General features: G+C 28.7%; 15 protein-coding genes, 5 tRNA genes, 2 rRNA genes and 1 other annotated feature. Of the genes, 1 reads left to right on the top strand and 21 read right to left on the bottom strand.

Annotation, left to right across the window (positions count from 1 at the left end; all coding sequences use genetic code 11):
- Window positions 1-95 precede the first annotated feature (95 nt).
- From pheT to acpP, 7 genes are all read right to left on the bottom strand, one after another.
- Entirely contained in the window at window positions 96-2,429 is a 2,334-nt protein-coding gene (gene pheT, locus T352_RS05890) for a phenylalanine--tRNA ligase subunit beta (RefSeq protein ID WP_026391223.1), read from the bottom strand.
- The gene (locus tag T352_RS0100110) at window positions 2,426-3,442 is read right to left on the bottom strand and encodes a phenylalanine--tRNA ligase subunit alpha (protein ID WP_162151039.1); all 1,017 of its coding nucleotides are present in this window, start codon (window positions 3,440-3,442) and stop codon (window positions 2,426-2,428) included. Before T352_RS0100110 ends, pheT begins: the two co-directional genes overlap by 4 nt.
- A gap of 66 nt (window positions 3,443-3,508) precedes the next feature.
- Window positions 3,509-3,705 (bottom strand) — a binding site (T-box leader).
- Between the two features lie 8 nt (window positions 3,706-3,713).
- Complete coding sequence (locus tag T352_RS0100105; protein ID WP_026391221.1) at window positions 3,714-4,442, bottom strand: Bax inhibitor-1/YccA family protein; 729 nt, start codon at window positions 4,440-4,442, stop codon at window positions 3,714-3,716.
- A gap of 87 nt (window positions 4,443-4,529) precedes the next feature.
- Window positions 4,530-8,981, bottom strand: a complete 4,452-nt coding sequence (locus T352_RS05885; RefSeq protein WP_162151038.1) for a PolC-type DNA polymerase III — start codon at window positions 8,979-8,981, stop codon at window positions 4,530-4,532.
- Complete coding sequence (locus T352_RS0100095) at window positions 8,982-9,764, bottom strand: DUF1189 family protein (RefSeq protein WP_026391220.1); 783 nt, start codon at window positions 9,762-9,764, stop codon at window positions 8,982-8,984.
- A 59-nt stretch (window positions 9,765-9,823) separates the two neighbouring features.
- Window positions 9,824-12,229 (bottom strand): leucine--tRNA ligase, encoded by a 2,406-nt coding sequence (leuS, locus tag T352_RS0100090; protein WP_026391219.1) that lies wholly within the window; start codon window positions 12,227-12,229, stop codon window positions 9,824-9,826.
- A 105-nt stretch (window positions 12,230-12,334) separates the two neighbouring features.
- Window positions 12,335-12,565, bottom strand: coding sequence for an acyl carrier protein (gene acpP / locus T352_RS0100085; protein ID WP_026391218.1), 231 nt, complete (start codon window positions 12,563-12,565; stop codon window positions 12,335-12,337).
- Between the two features lie 126 nt (window positions 12,566-12,691).
- Between acpP and T352_RS0100080 the strand changes: the two genes are divergently transcribed.
- Window positions 12,692-13,420, top strand: coding sequence for a glycerophosphodiester phosphodiesterase family protein (locus T352_RS0100080; protein ID WP_026391217.1), 729 nt, complete (start codon window positions 12,692-12,694; stop codon window positions 13,418-13,420).
- An 18-nt stretch (window positions 13,421-13,438) separates the two neighbouring features.
- On the opposite strand, the gene T352_RS06735 is transcribed toward T352_RS0100080, so the two are convergent.
- The 14 genes from T352_RS06735 to T352_RS0100010 form a co-directional block, all read right to left on the bottom strand.
- Window positions 13,439-13,915 (bottom strand): DUF2188 domain-containing protein, encoded by a 477-nt coding sequence (locus tag T352_RS06735; RefSeq protein ID WP_051615606.1) that lies wholly within the window; start codon window positions 13,913-13,915, stop codon window positions 13,439-13,441.
- A gap of 134 nt (window positions 13,916-14,049) precedes the next feature.
- The gene (gene nagB / locus T352_RS0100070; RefSeq protein ID WP_026391216.1) at window positions 14,050-14,778 is read right to left on the bottom strand and encodes a glucosamine-6-phosphate deaminase; all 729 of its coding nucleotides are present in this window, start codon (window positions 14,776-14,778) and stop codon (window positions 14,050-14,052) included.
- Entirely contained in the window at window positions 14,775-15,905 is a 1,131-nt protein-coding gene (nagA, locus tag T352_RS0100065; RefSeq protein WP_162151037.1) for an N-acetylglucosamine-6-phosphate deacetylase, read from the bottom strand. Before nagA ends, nagB begins: the two co-directional genes overlap by 4 nt.
- A 166-nt stretch (window positions 15,906-16,071) precedes the next feature.
- Window positions 16,072-16,146: transfer RNA gene (locus tag T352_RS0100060), tRNA-Gly, on the bottom strand.
- A 17-nt stretch (window positions 16,147-16,163) separates the two neighbouring features.
- A tRNA-Pro gene (locus tag T352_RS0100055) sits at window positions 16,164-16,240 on the bottom strand.
- Between the two features lie 7 nt (window positions 16,241-16,247).
- A tRNA-Arg gene (locus T352_RS0100050) sits at window positions 16,248-16,324 on the bottom strand.
- Between the two features lie 19 nt (window positions 16,325-16,343).
- Window positions 16,344-16,419: transfer RNA gene (locus tag T352_RS0100045), tRNA-Glu, on the bottom strand.
- An 86-nt stretch (window positions 16,420-16,505) separates the two neighbouring features.
- A complete protein-coding gene (locus T352_RS05875; RefSeq protein WP_051615603.1) occupies window positions 16,506-17,051 on the bottom strand; it encodes a DJ-1/PfpI family protein in 546 nt (181 codons plus the stop codon).
- The gene (locus T352_RS06730; RefSeq protein WP_162151036.1) at window positions 17,048-17,668 is read right to left on the bottom strand and encodes a 5'-methylthioadenosine/S-adenosylhomocysteine nucleosidase family protein; all 621 of its coding nucleotides are present in this window, start codon (window positions 17,666-17,668) and stop codon (window positions 17,048-17,050) included. The genes T352_RS05875 and T352_RS06730 overlap by 4 nt, the downstream gene beginning before the upstream one ends.
- A complete protein-coding gene (locus T352_RS0100030) occupies window positions 17,665-17,973 on the bottom strand; it encodes a GNAT family N-acetyltransferase (protein WP_162151035.1) in 309 nt (102 codons plus the stop codon). Before T352_RS0100030 ends, T352_RS06730 begins: the two co-directional genes overlap by 4 nt.
- 133 nt (window positions 17,974-18,106) lie before the next feature.
- Window positions 18,107-18,607, bottom strand: a complete 501-nt coding sequence (locus T352_RS0100025; protein WP_026391212.1) for a hypothetical protein — start codon at window positions 18,605-18,607, stop codon at window positions 18,107-18,109.
- A gap of 131 nt (window positions 18,608-18,738) precedes the next feature.
- Window positions 18,739-18,815: transfer RNA gene (locus T352_RS0100020), tRNA-Asn, on the bottom strand.
- Window positions 18,816-18,892: 77 nt separating this feature from the next.
- Window positions 18,893-19,001: ribosomal RNA gene (rrf, locus tag T352_RS0100015) — 5S ribosomal RNA — on the bottom strand.
- Between the two features lie 48 nt (window positions 19,002-19,049).
- Window positions 19,050-19,421: ribosomal RNA gene (locus T352_RS0100010) — 23S ribosomal RNA — on the bottom strand; the annotation flags it as partial.

Genomic DNA, 19,421 nt, shown 5'->3' with positions numbered 1-19,421 from the left:
CATTAATTTGATTGATGTTAAAGAAAATAAAAAATTAAGTTTTATTATAAAAAAAGTACTTTAGGTTATTTACAATCTAAAGTACTTTTAGTAAGTTATTCTCTTATTTCTGCATTAAATTCAAACATTAAGCGGTTTGTTACTTTTTTCATTAGTTTATCAACTTCTTCTTTTTCTAATGTCTTAGAATCATCATTAAAGACAATATTAAATGCTAGTGATTTAAAACCTTCTTTAATTCCTTTTCCATCATAGATATCAAATAGTTCAACTTTAACTAAGTTTTTTCTTAAAGTTTGTTCAATTACTTTAATAATATTATTTGCTTTTAAGTCTTTTTCAACAACAATCGCAATATCTCTTTCAACATTTGGATATTTTGAAATCATTTTATATTTGAATTTATTATTATTAATTAATAATCCTAAATCTAACTCTAAAACAAATGTATCTGTTGCTTCATGTTTTGGATGAAGTTTACCAATAATTCCAACCACTTTTTTATCAACAATTATATTTGCTTGTTGATGAGGGTGAAACATTGGATTGTTTGATTCTTCTAGTTCATATAAAACATTTGTTAATGTCATAATATTTGCTAAAATTCCACTTAAATAATAAAAATCTATTTTTGTGCTTGTCTTTTTCCATGGATTTTCTCTAACATCTCCTGTTAGTAAAATAGCAAGTTTTCTTTTTTCTAAATCTTTTGCATAAACATTACCAATTTCAAATAAATTAACATTGTTGTTCATTCTATTTTGATTATAGTGCATTGCATCAACTAATCCATTAATTAAACTTTGTCTTATAACTCTTCTATCATTGGAGATCGGTTTTATCACTTTTACAACATCACCAATAGTATTATATTTATTAACATTTTCTTCTTTTAAAAGACTATAAGTTATTACTTCATTTAATCCAAAATCACTTAAATAATGTCTTAGTTTTCTAACCATTTTTTGACTATCTGTTAAGCCTTTTGAACTAGTTGTTATTAAAGATTCCATCTTAACATTGTCTAGTCCATAAATTCTTAAAACTTCTTCTAAAACATCTGCAAATATTAAAATATCACTTCTATATGAAGGTGCTTTTACTTCAAGAGTTTTTTTGTTAACTTCAAAGTTTAAGCGGTCTAGAATATCATAAATCATCTTATCTTCGATATTAGTTCCAATCATTTCATTAATCTTATTTAGATCAATTTTAATGAATGGATTTTCGTTTTGTTTTAATACTTCACTACTAATTCCTTGATGAGTTTTAGCACTTGCTAAGGTTTCAAAAAGATATGTTGCATGATTTAATGCTTGAAGCATAATTGCTTCATCAATACCACGTTCAAATCTTAATTGTGAATCACTAGTTAAGTTAGTCTTTTTACTTGTTGCTCTTGTTGTTTCTCTTGAAAAACTTGCAACTTCTAAAATAATTTCACTTGTGTTTTCTGAAATTTTTGAATTATCAAGTCCCATTATGCCACCAAGTGCCATAATATCTTTACCATTTGTAATTAATATTTCACCACTTGTTATTTCAATATCATTACCATCTAAGGTTTTAACAGTTTGTTTTTTGTCATTGTCTTTAACAACAATAGTTTTACTATTAAACTTATTTGCATCAAAAGCATGCATTGGAATTCCGTATGTGTATAAAATATAATTTGTAATATCTACAATATTATTAACCGGGTTAACTCCCATTTCTTTTAAATACACTTTTAGCCAAAGTGGCGATTCTTGTATTTTAACATCACTAAAATATCTTGCATAATAACTATTTGTATTTTTGGATTCTATCTTAACGCTAAGTTCATTTTTCTTTGTAATTTCATTAATTTTATATTCTTTTAATTCAATTTTTTTATTTAAAACAGCTGCTAGATCTCTTGCATAGCCATAATGAGATAATAAATCATTTCTATTTGGTGTAAGGGATAATTCTAAAATAAAACCATCTAACATTAATTCGCTCAAAGGATTAGTTCCAACCTTTTTTTCTGTGTCAAAGTAATATATTCCACTTGAATATTTTTCTGGTATTAAGTCTTTTTCAATTCCTAGTTCACTTAAAGAGCAAATCATCCCAAATGATTCAACACCACGAATTTTAGATTTCTTGATTTTAAAATCTCCAGGTAATACTGCACCCTCAAGTGCCACTATTACATACTGTCCCTTTGCAACATTTGGTGCCCCGCAAACAATTTGTTTAACTTCATGACCAACATTTACTTTTGTAACACTTAGTGTATCAGCATCAGGATGTTTAACTAATTCTGAAACATAACCTATAACTAGATTGTTAATATCAAATAGTTTTTTAAAGTCTTCAACTTCTGTTATATAACTATTAGTTAATTCATAAATATCTTTTGGAACATCAATAAATTGTTTTAATATGTTTTCGTATAATTTCATGATAAATCTCCCTTAAATTGTTGTAAGAAACGTAAATCATTTAAATAAAAGTTTCTAATATCTTCAACATTATATTTAAGCATTGCGATACGCTCAACACCAATACCAAATGCAAATCCACTAAATTCCTTTGGATCATAACCACCCATTCTTAATACTTCTGGATGAATTAGTCCTGCCCCAAGTACTTCAATATATCTTTTTGTCCCATCGTTGTTATTAACAACAACATCAACTTCTACCCCTGGTTCAACAAATGGAAAATAAGATGGTCTTACTCTTATTTCTCTTTTTTCACCAAATAAATGTCTAACCATTCTAAGTAGAGTATCTTTTAAATTAGCAAATGAAATATTTTTATCAATTACTAATCCTTCAATTTGCATAAATTGATGGGAGTGAGTTAAATCATCTTCATCTCTTCTATATGTTTTACCTGGGCAGATAATCTTTACTGGATTATTTTTACTCTCTAACATTGTTCTTGCTTGAACTGGTGAAGTATGGGTTCTTAGTAAAACTTTATCTTCAACATAAAATGTATCTTGCATATCTCTTGCTGGATGGCCTTCACTAAAGTTCATCATCTCAAAATTATATAAATCAAGTTCTACTTCAGGTCCTTCTTTTACTTCATATCCCATCGCGATAAAAAAGTCTTCTAAGTCTTCGATCACTTGGTTTAATGGATGAATTGTTCCAAGACTAAATTTATCACCTTTTACAGTTATATCTATTTTTTCATTATTTAGTTTTTCTTCTAATAACTTATCTTTGATAATTGATAATTTATCTAAAAGAATTAATTCAATTAAAGTTTTTGCTTCATTAACAAGTTTACCAAATGCCGGTTTTTCCTCATTTGGTAAATCTTTCATACTTGCCATTAATTTAGCAAACTCACCTTTTTTGCTAAGATAATTATTTCTAATTATTTCTAATTCTTCTTTCGTTAAAGCTTCTTCAACTTTAAGCCTAATTTCTTCTTTTAATTTTTCTATATTATTACTCATTTTTCTCTTATACTAAAACTAGTAATCCTTTCTGATATTTTAAAAATAAAAACATACGTCCTTATATCTAAGGACGTATGTTATACGCGGTACCACCTTAGTTCTAGATTACTCTAGCACTCTTATATTTTTAACGGAATTACCCGGGTATGATTAGTACCACTCAAAGTTGAATTCGTATCACATTTATTATGTATCTTTCACTATCATACACTCGCTTAAATAAACTAATTGATATTACTATGACTTCTCAAAGTTTTATATTTAATTGTTAATCTCTATTTGCTGCAAGAATAATCAATAATCTGATTACTTCAATGTAAATCCAGAAAATTGTTATCATTAAACCTAATGAAACACTCCATTCATACATCTTATCTGCACCAGCATCTACTATATATTCAGCTTGATCAAAGTTTAAAATTAACATGAATGCACCATAAATAATTAAAAACGCTGATAAACCGATTGCTAATCCAAAATTATTTGCAAATAATGCACTAATTTGTGGAATAAGCGCTCCTAATATTGAAAATATTAAGATAGCAATGATTGTTGAAAACATAAATTTTCTAAATTTGCTTGTTGCTCTTATAGTTCTTGAAGAGTATAAAGCAAGCATAACTCCAAATATCACTACTGTAATAATAACTGCTGTCATTCCAATTCCTGGAGCAAATAATTCTGCAACAACTGTTATTGCTCCTAAAATGAATCCTTCTGCAAGTGTGTATAAGATTGAAAAAGGCATTGCCATTCTTGGAATAAAGCTTGCTAGTAAAACTGAGATTAATGCAGTGATTCCACTAACACTTAAAATTGTTACTGCTGATTCTGGTTTTGTACTAATTAAGAACCAAGCAAATAACCCACTAATAATTGTTGTAAGTAATAAAATACCTGTTTTAATACTAATTCCTAAGTAACTAGCAGAATTACTTCTATCCATTACATCTGCATTTGATACTTGATTTAGTATTGGGTTTTTTGTTCTTTGCATGATTGCACTTCCCTTCTTTTGCTAATATTATAATCTAATATATTGTGTTATGCAATTAAATTTGCTAGTTTACACTTTTTACCAAATTCATCTAAAGTGAGTTTCATTTAAGAATCCTTCATTAATATGAAAACTTTCATCTTTTAAATCACCGTATGCTCCATACTCAATTAATAAATCATGAACTGTTTTATTAATTTTTGTTCTTTCTCTAACATCTTTAATTGAATCAAAAGCTTTTTCAGTTCTTGCTTCTACAATTCCATAAGCTACTTGTTCACCTAAACCACCTACACTAATAAATGGCATTCTAATTTTATCACCTTCAATTAAAAACTTTGTTGCTTCTGATTTATTTATATCAACAGGTAAAAACTTAATTCCTCTAAGTGACATCTCAAGAGCAACCCCAAGAGTTACGATTAAATCATTATCTTTGACTTTTCTTTCAAACATTGGAATTTTTTCTAATTGGTTTAATTTATTTCTAATAGCGTTAGTTCCAAGAATCATTGACTCATAGTCAAATTGACTTGCTCTTTTCGAGAAAAATCCACTATAAAATAAGACTGGTTTGTAAAATTTAAACCATGCTATTCTCATTGCCATTAAAACATATGCTGTAGCGTGAGCTTTAGGAAACATATACTTAATTTGACTTGCTGACCAAATATACCATTCAGGTACTTCATGTTTTTCCATCTCTTCAACATATGTATTCCAAGTTTTTGTATCTTTACTTGGTTTACCTTTTCTCACAAACTCCATTATTTCAAAAGCCTTAAAGGGATCTAGTCCCATTTCTGATAATTGCACCATAATATCATCACGGCAAGCAATAATATCATCAAAACTTACTTTATCAAATTTTGTATCACCCGCAATTAAATCTTTAGAGTTTTTTAACCAAACATCAGTCCCATGAGAAAGACCAGATATTTTTACTAATCCTGCAAACGTACTTGGCTTTGTATCTCTTAACATTTCACGAGTAAATGGTGTCCCAAACTCTGGAATACCAAAAGATGCTACTTCACTTAATATATCTTCTTCTTTTATTCCTAGTGCCTTTGTTCCACTAAACATTTTATAAACATTGTGGTCATCTAATGGAATATCGGTTGCTTTATCAAAAGGAAAATCACTAGGATTTTTATATACTTCATCCATTAAATACTTAATAAGTGTTGGATCATCATGTCCTAAGATATCAAGTTTTAATAAGTTATCTTCAAATGAGTGATAATCAAAATGAGTAGTATACCAATTGCTTGAAGTATCATTGGCTGGATACTGGATTGGTGTTACATCATAAATTGTTTTGTTTTTTGGCACAACAACAATTCCACCTGGATGTTGTCCGGTTGTTCTTTTAACTCCAACCATTTTATTAGCCATTCTTTTAATCTGAGCTTTTCGTACATTTAAATTATTTTCTTCTAAATATCCAAGTACATAACCATATGCAGTCTTATCAGCAACTGTACCGATAGTTCCTGCTCTAAATGAATAATCTTCACCTAATAATTCTCTAATATACTCATGAGCTTTTGACTGATAGTCTCCTGAGAAGTTTAAGTCAATATCAGGAACTTTATCACCTGCAAAACCTAGGAAAGTTTCAAACGGAATATCATGTCCATCTTTAACTAATCGCTCATTACAAATAGGGCAGTTTAAGTCTTCTAAGTCAAAGCCTGATTGAACCTTATCAAAATAACTCTGTACTTCCTTTTCTTGCTCACTTATTCCGTATTCATATATTTCGTTTTGATCTAGTTTAAATGCCGTAAAATGGCCTTTTTTACATCTGTAGTGAGGCTTTAATGGGTTTACTTCTGTAATGCCCATTAGAGTTGCTACAAAACTTGATCCAACAGAACCTCTAGATCCTACTAGATATCCATCTTCTAATGATTTTTTAACTAGTAAGTGAGAAATATAATAAATTGGAGCAAACTTGTTACCAATAATACTTTTTAATTCTTTATCAATTCGCTCAGTTACTATTGGATGGGGATTAGAGCCATAAAGTCTTGTTGCTTCATCTAAAACAAGTTTCCTTGTTTCTTCTTCAATACTAGTTATTCCAATATTTTGGAATGCATCATCTGGAAGTGAGTATAATTCTTTAGGAAATGCTCTAACACTTTCAATCATATTATTTAAAAGATTAGTATTAGTTACTACTATTTCTTTTGCTAAATCATGACCTAGAAAATCAAATTCATCTAACATTTCATTAGTTGTTCTAAAATATTGTTTTGGTAATTCTTTAGCGTGATAAAGTGGATGTAACCCTCCACCGACAATTTTTGATTTAACATTTATTTTTCTATATAACTCATCTGCATTATCAACATAATGTGCATTGCTAGAAGCAATCACAATTTTATCTTGTTGTTTTGCATATTTAATAATTTTAGCAATTGTACCGGTTACTACTTCATATCCGTTAAAGTCAATTTTATCGATTACATGTTTATATGCACTTGGCGGTTGAACTTCAATATAATCATAAAATTTAATTGCCTCAATTAAATCTTCTTCTCTTCCGTTTAGTGCTGCTTCAAAAACATCACCTGAATCACAAGCACTTCCGATTAAAAGATTTTTTCTTAAGCCAATTAATTCTTCTTTAATTGTTCTTGCACCATTATAATAATTCTTAGTTAGTGCATAACTAATTACTTTAAAAAGGTCCTTATATCCGTCTTGATTTTTGGCAAGAACTGTTACATGGCTTGGCATTAAATGTTTAAATGATTCGTTTTTATCAATACTATTATATAAATCAGCTGGGGTTTTAATTCCTTTTTCTCTTAATTCATAAAGCATTTTAATCCATACTTTACTTGTTGCTTCAGCATCTTCATCAGCTCTATGGTGATTTTCAAGTTCAACTTTAAAATACTTAGATAAACTTTTTAAATTAAATCGCTTTATTTCTTGATTATAAAAGTATCTTGCAAGGTGTAGGGTATCTATATAAGGATTCTTAAATTCTTTTCCTAATTTTTTAGAGTTTTCAAGAATAAATTTCATATCAAAAGATGCATTATGAGCAACCATTGTTGAATCACCAACAAACTCTAAAAACTCTGTTAATACTTCATCAATGTTTCTTGCATTTACTAAATCTTCGTCAGTAATTTTAGTTAATCCTTTAATAAAGTCTGATAACTCACGGTGGGGGTTAACAAAACTTTGGTATCTAGCAATAACTTCAGCACCTTTAACTTTCACTGCACCAATTTCAATAATATTATCATTTGTTGCTGAAAGTCCGGTTGTTTCCAAGTCAAAGACCACATATGTGTCATCGATTAAATCAACTTCTTTTGATGCGCTTGAAATTACGATAAATTTATCTGGATCAACAAAATCTAACTCTGCGCCATAAATTATTTTAATATCTTTGCCTTTAGCAGCCTTATATATATCTGGAAACGCATAAACTCCATTATGGTCAGTAAATGCAATTGCACTATGACCATACTGAATTGCTCTTTCAATATATTCTTTAGCTTCTGATACGCCATCCATATCACTCATCTTCGTATGAACATGGAATTCCACTCTTTTTTCTTTTGCTTTATCTTTTTTATTATCTTTCTTTAAACCTTCAATTAATGATATTTTATTAGTTGTAATCGTAACTTCTCCTGAGAATGTATCAAATTTAGCTTTATCCTCAACATTAACAAAATTACCAGGCTTTAAACTTTTAACAAAAAATAAGTCCTCTTCTTTTCTAATAAAACTCTTAATGGTAATAGCATCACTATCATCACCAATTATCATTTCTAATAATTTGAAATTAGCTTTTTCTAAAACTTCAATTTCTAAAATTTCACCTTCAACAATAAAAAAGTCATTACCGAACTCATTTATATATTTATCTAATCCAAATTGATCAACTGGTATTTTAGATAGTTCGATTGTGCTTGCTTTAGTTTTACTATAAATCTTTTTAGTTTCAACAATCTCTCTTTTTACAGGTTCAATCTCTTTAAGTCTTTCAACTCTAGTTTCAATTCTATCTTTTATTTTTTGATTAATTGTTTTTAATTCTTCGTTGACTTCTAACTTTAATTTAGGTTTTATACCGAGATCTGAGAAAACATTTGCAATTTCATTAAAATATTCCCTTACCCATAAAGACTCATTATCAACATGAATTGTATATGTGTTATTACTATATGTAACTTTAAATTGTTTTAAAGCATCAAATGATGACTTTAATTCCTGTAAGTAATAAAGAGTATTATCATAATAATTTAGAGCTTCTTTGTCAAAATTATTAGTATTTAAATGATGATATTTTATATCAATCTCTAAAATATCTTGATGCTTAAAATAATCTTTTAATGTTTTAGTAAATGTAAATAAGAGATCTGCTTCAATGAAATCATTTAGTTCAATATGAAAAATCCAGATACTTTTAATATCATCAACAACCACTTTTACTAGTCTGGAATCTTTAAGAATTGGATTTTGATATTTACTCTGTGCTAAAAATATTTGGTACTTATTCATTTACCTAATCCCTTCCTTTTTAATTATTCGAATTGAACGATATGCAATATTATTATATAAAATTACTGCAATCCAAGCAATAATAGTTCCAAATCCAAGCCCAAACAATCCTGAAATTAAAATAATTAGTGCATATATTGTTGTTAGATGTGCATTAATATTAAAATGATTACTATATGTAAATGGTAGTGGTCTACTAACTTTGCTTAATAAACTTAAAATTAAAACAATAATTATCATATCAATGAAGAATGAAAAAAATACTTGAATAAATGTGTAAGTAATAATTGTATTGTTATTAGCTAAAACATTACTTAATTTATATGATAAATCATTACGGTTAGAGTTATTAAACAAATAATTCTCCATTCCGAGTGATTGATAAGTATAAGTTCCTACTTCAGTATTCGTATATTTATTTACTAAGAATGATATTGAAATATGTTCTTCCTTAAAACTAATAACGACACCCGGATTAATAATATTATAATCCCCCATTACAAAATAATAACCAGATACAAAAAATGCCTTATTATTTTTTTCATTTAAAAGTTTGCCATCAACAATCTTTATTTCATCAGACAAAAATAAACCAACTTCACTTCTAATTTCTTCAGGTGAAACAGTTAGCTTAGTTCTATCGGTAAATATATAAATAAATAGAGGTAACATCATCAGTAGTGTTAGAATTAATAAATAAGAAATTGATTTAATTATCTTATCATTTATATGCTTAAAGGCATTTTTAGGGCTATTAATATTATCTTTTATGTCTCTTAACATTTTTCCAACTCCTTATTTTTTATTATATCATAAAAAGAATAAGATGGTTATAAACCATCTTAATTTGCTACAATATTTACTAATTTGTTTGGTACAACTAAAACTCTTCTAATTGTTAAGTTTTCTAAATGTTTAATAACATTTTGATCACTTAAAGCCATTTTTTCATATTCTTCATTAGTTAAATTAGGCTTTGTCATGATACGTGCTCTTAATTTACCATTTACTTGAATTACAAGTTCAATTTCACTAACTTCTAAATATTTTTCATCATAGCTTGGCCATGTTGAATAAATTAGATCTTCTTTAACATTTAAAACAACTTTATTTATTTCTTCTGTGATATGTGGAGCAAATGGATTTAATAGTTTAATAAATCCTCTTGCCTGTTCGTGGCTAATTTTTTTAACTTTATATGCATCGTTAACAAAAATCATTAACTGACTTATTGCTGTGTTAAAGTTTAAATTTTCAATATCTTCAGTAACTTTTTTTATTGTTTGATGATAAACATTATTTAATTCTTCTACTTCATCTACTATTTCAAATTGATACATTCTAAATACTCGGTCTAAGAAACGTTTAATTCCTGAAACTGATTCATTTGACCATGATTTTTCTGCTGTAAGAGGACCCATAAACATTTCATATACTCTTAAAGTGTCAGCACCAAATTCATCAATGATATCATCGGGATTAATAACATTCCCACGTGATTTACTCATTTTTTGATTATCTGGTCCAAGGACCATCCCTTGATTAATTAGTTTTAAAAATGGTTCTTTTGTTTCAACAATTCCTAAATCATATAAGAATTTATGCCAGAATCTTGAATATAGTAAGTGTCCCACTGCATGTTCAGTCCCGCCTAAATAAATATCAACAGGTAACCATTTTTTTAGTTCTTCTTTTGCTTCTTCACTATTTAAAGGAATCATGCCTAAAATTTCTTTTAGAATAAAGCCAATATAATACCATGAACTACCTGCGAGTTGAGGCATAGTATTAGTTTCTCTTCTTACATTTTTCCCTTTATATTCAACATTTAACCATGAATGTGCATTAGCAAGAGGTGATTCACCTGTTCCACTTGGAGCTATGTTTTTCATTTTTGGTAATAATAATGGTAGATCTTCTTCATCTAAAATAATAATATTATCATCACTATCATAAACTACAGGGAATGGTTCGCCCCAGTATCTTTGACGTGAGAAAACCCAGTCTCTAAGTCTATAAGTTGCATGACCATATCCTGTTTTTGTTTGTGTTAAATAATCAATAATTTTCTTAGTTGCTTGTTCATTATTTAAGCCATCAATTATTCCACTATTATAATGAATCCCATCTCCAGTGTATGAGTCATCTGAATCATTTTTAATTACTTCAATCATATCTAACCCAAAATTTTGAGCAAATTCAAAATCTCTCTCATCATGAGCTGGAACAGCCATAACTGCTCCTGTTCCATATTCTGGAAGTACGTAGTCTGCAATCCAAATTGGTACTTTTTTATTGTTTAAAGGATTAATAGCGTATGAACCACTAAAAATACCAGTTTTTTCTTTATTAGTTTGTCTTTCTAAATCTGATTTATGTTTTGTCTCTTCAATATAATTTAAAACAGACTCTTTTTCACTATCAGTAGTAATACTTGAAACTAATTCATGTTCAGGTGCTAAAACTACATATGTCACACCATAAATAGTATCTGGTCTTGTTGTAAATACTTGAATTTTATGGTTACTTTCAAATACCTTAAAATCAATAATTGCTCCTTGACTCTTACCAATCCAGTTTTTTTGCATTTCTTTAAGTGAATGTGTCCAATTAATTAATTCTAAATCATCAAGTAAACGGTCAGCATATTTAGTGATTTTTAATACCCACTGTCTCATTGCTTTTTTAACAACTGGATAATTACCTCTCTCAGATACCATTTTTCCATCAACATTAATGATTTCATCATTAGCCAAAACTGTTCCTAAATCTTTACACCAGTTAACTTCTACATCTTTTATTTCTGCAAGATCATGTTCGTATAATTTTTTAAAAATCCACTGTGTCCATTTAAAGTAGTAAGGTTCAGCAGTTGAAATTTCACGGTCCCAATCAATTCCCTTACCTGATCTTATTATTTGTTTTTTAAAGTTTGAAATGTTTTCTTTAGTAAAACCTTCTGGATCTTTCCCAGTTTTTAATGCAAACTGTTCTGCTGGTAAGCCAAATGCATCCCAACCAAAAGGATGTAAGACATTAAATCCTTTCATACGATAATATCTAGATAGAATATCAGTTGCTGTATAGCCGCTAATATGTCCTACGTGTAATCCTTGTGCACTAGGATATGGAAACATATCTAAAATATATTTTTTTGGTTTATTTGGATCATTACTTGCTTTGAACATTTTATTTTCAAACCAGTAATTTTGCCATTTAATTTCTATGTCTTTAAAATTATAATTCATATATTACACCTACTTTTACTAACAATTATTATATCATAAAAAATAAAATAAACTAAGTCTATTTCAACTTAGTTTATAGATATTTTTTTACTTATTCAAATAAGATTATTTTGTTAACTTTTCAATTACTTCAACTAAGTTGCCAATAGTTTTAATATTCATAGCTTCATCATCACTAATTTCAATATCAAACTCTTCTTCAACACCCATAATTAATTCAATCGCATCGATTGAGTCTGCTCCTAAATCTTCAGCTATTCTTGACTCTAAAGAGATATTTTCAGCTGGAATATTCATTTCTTGTTCAACTAAAGCTTTAATTCTATCAAAAATCATTTTTCTTCCCTCCTTACATAACTACCTAGTATTTTATGATATTCAAAGTAATTTGTCAACTAAAATATGAATATTGACTATTCGCTAACTTTGTATTATATTATTCATTAAGAAGGATTTGATAAGATGAAAGAGACTAATTTTTTAAAAGATTTTAAATATGCACATCGTGGCTTGTTTAATAATAATGATAATATCCCAGAAAACTCTACTATAGCTTACATAAATGCTATTAAAGAAGGATACGCGATTGAGCTTGATGTAACTGCAACCAAAGACAATAAATACGTATGTTTTCATGATAGTAATTTATTAAGAATGACTAATAATAATATTGATATAGAGAGTATAACTTATGAGGAGTTATTAGAGTTTAAGCTTTTAGATTCTAAGGAACAAGTTCCTTTATTTAGTGACATCTTAAAAATTGTTGGCGGAAAAGTTCCACTTTTAATTGAGATTAAGTCACATAAAAATTATAAGAAGAAATTAAAAATTCTCACTTCTTTACTAGATAACTACAATTATCCCTTTGCAGTTTTTAGCTTTGATTTTAGAATAGTTTATTGGTTTAAGAAAAATAAACCAAATTATATTAGAGGACAAATTAGTTCGTTTTTTGCTGATTCTAAATTACCTAAAATACCTAAATGGTTTTTAAAATCAATGTGGTTTAATAAATTTACTAAACCTGATTTTATCTCATATAATATTTTAAATGTTCCTAATAAATATATTAAACGCGAAAAAAATAAAAATAGAATTATCTTTGGTTATACTGCTAAAAGTATTAATGAGTATAATGATAAAATAAAATATCTTGATAATATCGTTTTTGAAGGATTTAAGTTATAAAAAAAAGTATTAAATAAATTAATACTTTTGCTTTCTAATTGATCCATCTAATTTATGAATAACAATTTGGGTGCCTGCTTTTGCTGCTAAATCTTCAGCATAAACAATCGCCTCTTTTTGTGTATCAAAATATTTAATTACTTTTTGTGATCCTTGTTTTCTAACACGCCACTTTTTATAAAACTGGCTATTTTCATCTTTGTTTTGAGAAACATGATACTTAACCGGTTTTACTTCTTTTGCAGGTTCTGTCTTTGTTTCAGTTTCTGCTTTTTTTACAGTAGCTTCTTTTTTTGTCTCTTCTTCTTTTTTAGGCTCAACTACTTTTTTTTGCTCAATAACTTCTTCAGTTGGTTTTGGTGTTGGTGATTGTTTTTCTTCAGGTTTTACATTAGTTGGTTTTTCATCAACCCTATTAATCAAGTCTTTATTTTGTTGCTCTTTCAATTGTTTTTTAGCTGCTTTCTTTGCACGCCATTTTTTAAATAAACCCATTTTACTACACCTCCATATTATTTACTTATATTATATCTTATATTTATAAATATGACAAGTAGTTGCTTTTAGAGGCACTTTAATCTGCTAAATAAAATAAAAAAGCCCAAGTGGACTTTTAATTATTATATAAATTATTTACTTAGTAAAGAAGCTGCTTCTTTATCTAAATATATTACAACATCATTATGTGTTTGCAGTGCTGATGCTGGAACATCTTTTGTAATATATCCTTCAATAGTATTTTTAATTGCTTCTGCTTTGTTTGCTCCAGTTGCAACTAAAATAATTTTATCTGCTTTTAGGATTGAGCCAATTCCCATTGTAATAGATACTGTTGGAACTTCGCTCATATCGTTAAAGAATCTAACATTTGCATCTCTTGTTTCTTGAGTAAGTGGAGCAATTATTGTTCCACTATTTAAGTTTGAACCTGGTTCATTAAAACCAATATGAGCATTTGTACCAATACCAAGTAATTGAATATTAATACCGTGTTCATCTAATAATTTATCATATTTTTTTGCTTCTAACTCTAAATCACTAGCCATTCCACTTGGAACTTTTGTATTATTTAAATTAATATCTATATGATTAAATAATGTTTCATTCATAAATGTACGGTAGCTTTGAGGATGAGTTTCTTCAATTCCCACATACTCATCTAAGTTAAATGTCTTAACATTTTTATATGATGTTTTATTTAATTTGTGATCTTCGATTAATTTTTCATAAAGTGGAACTGGTGTTCCTCCCGTTGCTAAACCTAAATGAATATTTGGATTAGCTTTAATCTCATTAATATAATAGTGAGATAAACTTTCAAATAATGTTTCTTTTGTGTCAAATATTAATACTTTCATTTCTTCAATTCCTTTTCATAAACTATTTTTCCATTAACTATTGTCATTACTACTTCTAAGTCTTTATTTAAAACCGTTAAATCGGCATCAAAACCACTTTTTATTGATCCTTTAGTATCTAGTCCTAAATTCTTTGCAGGGTTTGTAGAAGCCATATAAACAGCATCCACTAAACTAACATTAGCAAATTCAATCATGTTTCTTACGCCATCATTCATTTTTAATATACTTCCAGCTAAAGTACCATCAGCAAGTCTTGCTTCATTATTTTTAACAAATACTTCTTGACCACCTAGTTCTGATTTACCATCTGGTAAATATTTAGCTCTCATACTATCGGTGATTAAAATAATATTTTCTCTACCCTTATTTTTATAAAGTAATCTAACAGCATCTTTGCTTACATGAATACCATCACAAATTAATTCAGCATATGCATCATTATTTAATAACATATTACCAACTACACCAATATCTCTATGATGTAATTTGCTCATTGCGTTATATGCATGTGTAAATCCTTTTGCTCCATTATCAATTGCTTTTCTTGAAATATCATATGTTGCATTAGTATGTGCTTGTGAAACAATGATATTATTTTTGCTACAATGTTTTATTAATTTGAAAGCTTCATCAACTTCTGCTGCCATTGAGATTATCTTGATATTTTTATACTTATTCCATTTGTCAAACATTTTAACATCTGTTGGAATTATATATTGTTCGGGTTGAGCACCTTTAAATACTTTATTTAGGAAAGGTCCTTCTAAGTGAACACCAACCAAGTTTGCTCCACTTACTTTAGCATCAGCCATTAAGTGAACAGTCTTTTCAATATTATCAAAACTTTGAGTAATTGTTGTACCTAAAAAAGATGTAGTACCTTCTTTAAGTAATGATTTTGACATCTCATCAAACGCTTCTAATGTTCCATCCATAATATCAAATCCAGCTGAACCATGAATGTGTTGATCGATAAAGCCTGGGACCAAATAATAGTCACTAAAATCAAATCCTTGTTCATCACTAGAACTACCAATTGATTCAATTTTTCCGTTTGTTACTTTCAAGCTTGAAGTAACAATTTCATTTTCTAAAACAATATTTATTTTCTTAAAATTAATCATATTTCTCACCTTCTAAATTATTATAACATAATTAACACTAAGTTTTCATACTTCTTTCAATATACGGAATTTTTACATTAAAGATGAAAATACAGATAATAAAACATCAATAAAATATAAAAAAAATAGAGGTACACTCTAAAATGTATCTCTATGTTATTTCTAATGGAGCGGGTGATGAGAATCGAACTCACGTCTTTAGCTTGGAAGGCTAAGGTAATAGCCATTATACGACACCCGCATTTATTAAATTATAGATGGTCGGGAAGACAGGATTTGAACCTGCGACCTCCTGGTCCCAAACCAGGCGCTCTACCAAGCTAAGCTACTTCCCGAATTAGATGGCGCACCCAAGAGGAGTTGAACCCCTAACCTTTTGATCCGTAGTCAAACGCTCTATCCAATTGAGCTATGGGTGCCTCTAGGTGTATAAATAAATGGTGACCCGTACGGGATTCGAACCCGTGAGTGCATGCGTGAAAGGCATGTGAGTTAACCGTTTCTCCAACGGGCCACTTTATAAGCACATTATTTATTATATCAAAATATATAACTAAGTCAATACTTTTAATTAACTTTTTATCTTTTTTTTACTTTTTATTAATAAAAAGCAATTTTTTCTTTTAAAGTTACTAAAGCATCATCACCAAGCAGTGTTTTTACAATTAAAAAAGCAAAATCATAGACTGTACCAGCACCTCTACTTGTAATAATATTATCCACTTTTATGACTCTAAGGTCAACAAAATTACCATTAATTTTTCGCACAACTGATGGAAAGGCCGTAAATTCTTTATTTTCTAATAGATTAAATTTATTTAAAAATAGTGGTGCCGCACAAATTGCCGCAATCAACATTTTTTTATTATTAAAATACTCAATTATTTTATCAAGTTTAGTATCTAAATCAACCCATTTAGCTACATGAGGACCACCTGGGAGAACTAAAAAATCATAATTTTCTAATGTTACTTCATCTGCTAAATAATTAACGTCAACAAATGTGTTATATGATGTTTCAATTTTTTTAGTTTTTTCGAGTGTAAAAAAATCAATAGCTAAACCAGCTCTTACTAATAAAGCTTTTGTAGCTAGTGCCTCAACATCTTCAACGCCATTGTTTAATAACATTAGACCCTTAATCATTTTAACAACTCCTCTATTTTATTATATAATTCAAAAATATTTTTGCTACCTACTTCTTCAAAATTCTTATACTCTTCTAAATTAGAATTTAAACCTATCACATCTGAAACAGTTTTAATTGATACAATCTTAAGACCTAATAAGAAACATACATGAAATAGTGCAGTAGCTTCCATATCAACTATAAAATTATCATCAATTTTAGATTCTTGAAATGAATCACCTGTGTATAGTTTAGATCCTCTAAAGTAATTCTTAAGTTTATTGTAGTAATTAAAATCAGGTTTTAAATCCTCTTTAATATTAGGTACTTCTCCATGTTTATAACCAAATACGGTTAAATTAAAATCATGATATACTGCTTCTTCTACAAAGATATTATCTCCAATCTGATAATTTCCAAATGCACCTACAAACCCTAAATTAACCACTTCTGTTATGTCAAAGTGCTGTGTTACATATGTTAATACAAACGCGCTATTAACCTTACCAATACCTGTTATAGCAAGTAAATTATAATCATTTTTATATAACTGAAATGGCTTATCCTGTACTAATTTATACGAATTAATTATATCTTTTGCTTCTGATTCCATTGCTAGTAAATAAAGTCTCATAATATTGCACATGCCTCGTTAACTTCTATATCTTTATTTAATACATCAGATTTTTCCGGATGACGTTTAAACCACGCAACTGCGTATGGGCATGAATTTACTACTGTATATCCTTTTTCTTTTGCATAATTATATACTTCATCCATTAAGGTAGATGCAACGCCTTGACCTCTCAAGGATGGATCTACATATGTATGATTAACATTTATTACATTCTTTTCAACAAATGGAAAAGTAGCTCTAACTATTTTTTTATTATCTTCATTTAAAACATATATCTTATTTTTTTCTCTTATAAAATTCATTATATATACCAATTAAAATTAATTAATTTATCCTTTCGCTTAAAATAACTAATAAATCTATAATAATATTATAACATTTATTATTGATCAATTGTATTTATATAAAAATAAAACGCAATCAAGCGTTTTATAATTATCTCATTGATTCATCAATAACAACAGTTTTAGCCCATTTTAAAAATTTATCATAATGTTTATCTAAATCTTCACGTTTAGTAAAATAATTAGTTGTATAGTAATATTTATCAGTCATATATGTTACTAAGAAATAACCAAAATCTGTACCGTCTACACTTGCATAGTATTTAGAGTAGTAGAAAGTCACATTATCATCACTGTACTCTTTTATTTCTTCTACTGCCCCACTTTGGGTATTTGCTAAAACTAACTCTGTATAACGTTCTAATGTATGGTTACCTACCATACTTTTAGATTCGGAATTACTGATAAAACCATACTTAGTTGCTTGAAGGTACATATCACCAATCATTGAATCTTGTTCATGAAATTCACTTGTAAGTTCAATTGTTAATCCCCTTGCAGTAAATGTTTTTTTAGATCCTAAAATACCACAACTAACTAAACTAACAGTTACTAATAACATTAAAAAAATACTAAAAATTTTCTTTTTCATTTTATCCCCCTTAAATTACTAATAGTTTAGCATATAAAAAATACATAATCAATGATTAATTACATGTTTTATAAACAAATCATCGCAAAAGCATAAAAAAAACAACCGTTTGGTTGTTTAAATTTATATAGTGGCGCCCACTCTAGGACTCGAACCTAGGACCCCTTGATTAACAGTCAAGTGCTCTAACCGACTGAGCTAAGTAGGCAACATAAATATTATAGTAAATAATTATTTAAATGTCAATATAAATTGGTTTTTTGATAAAAAAATAAGTAAGAAAATGCCTGGCAACGTTCTATCTTCGCCCCTTAGGACTATTTTCGACGCTGAAGTGCTTAACTTCTGTGTTCGAGATGGGAACAGGTGGATCCACTTCGCCATCGTCACCAGACAATCTCTCAAAACTAGATAAATTTTCGTAACAAATATGTATAAATAAAAGGTTAAGTCCTCGACCTATTAGTACTGGTCAGCTCCATGTGTCACCACACTTCCACACCCAGCCTATCAACCTCATAGTCTATAAGGGGTCTTACTAATTGGGAAATCTCATCTTAAAGGAGGCTTCACGCTTAGATGCTTTTAGCGTTTATCCTTTCCATACGTAGCTACCCAGCTGTGGCCCTGGCAGGCCAACTGGTACACCAGTGGTATGTCCACTCCGGTCTTCTCATACTAGGAGCAGCTCTCTTCAAATTTCCAACGCCCACGACGGATAGAGACCGAACTGTCTCACGACGTTCTGAACCCAGCTCGCGTACCACTTTAATGGACGAACAGTCCAACCCTTGGAAGCTTCTCCACCTCCAGG

It is taken from the genome of Haploplasma modicum ATCC 29102, assembly GCF_000687835.1.
Lineage (GTDB): Bacteria > Bacillota_I > Bacilli_A > Acholeplasmatales > Acholeplasmataceae > Haploplasma > Haploplasma modicum.
This window is presented reverse-complemented; position numbering and strand designations above follow the sequence as displayed.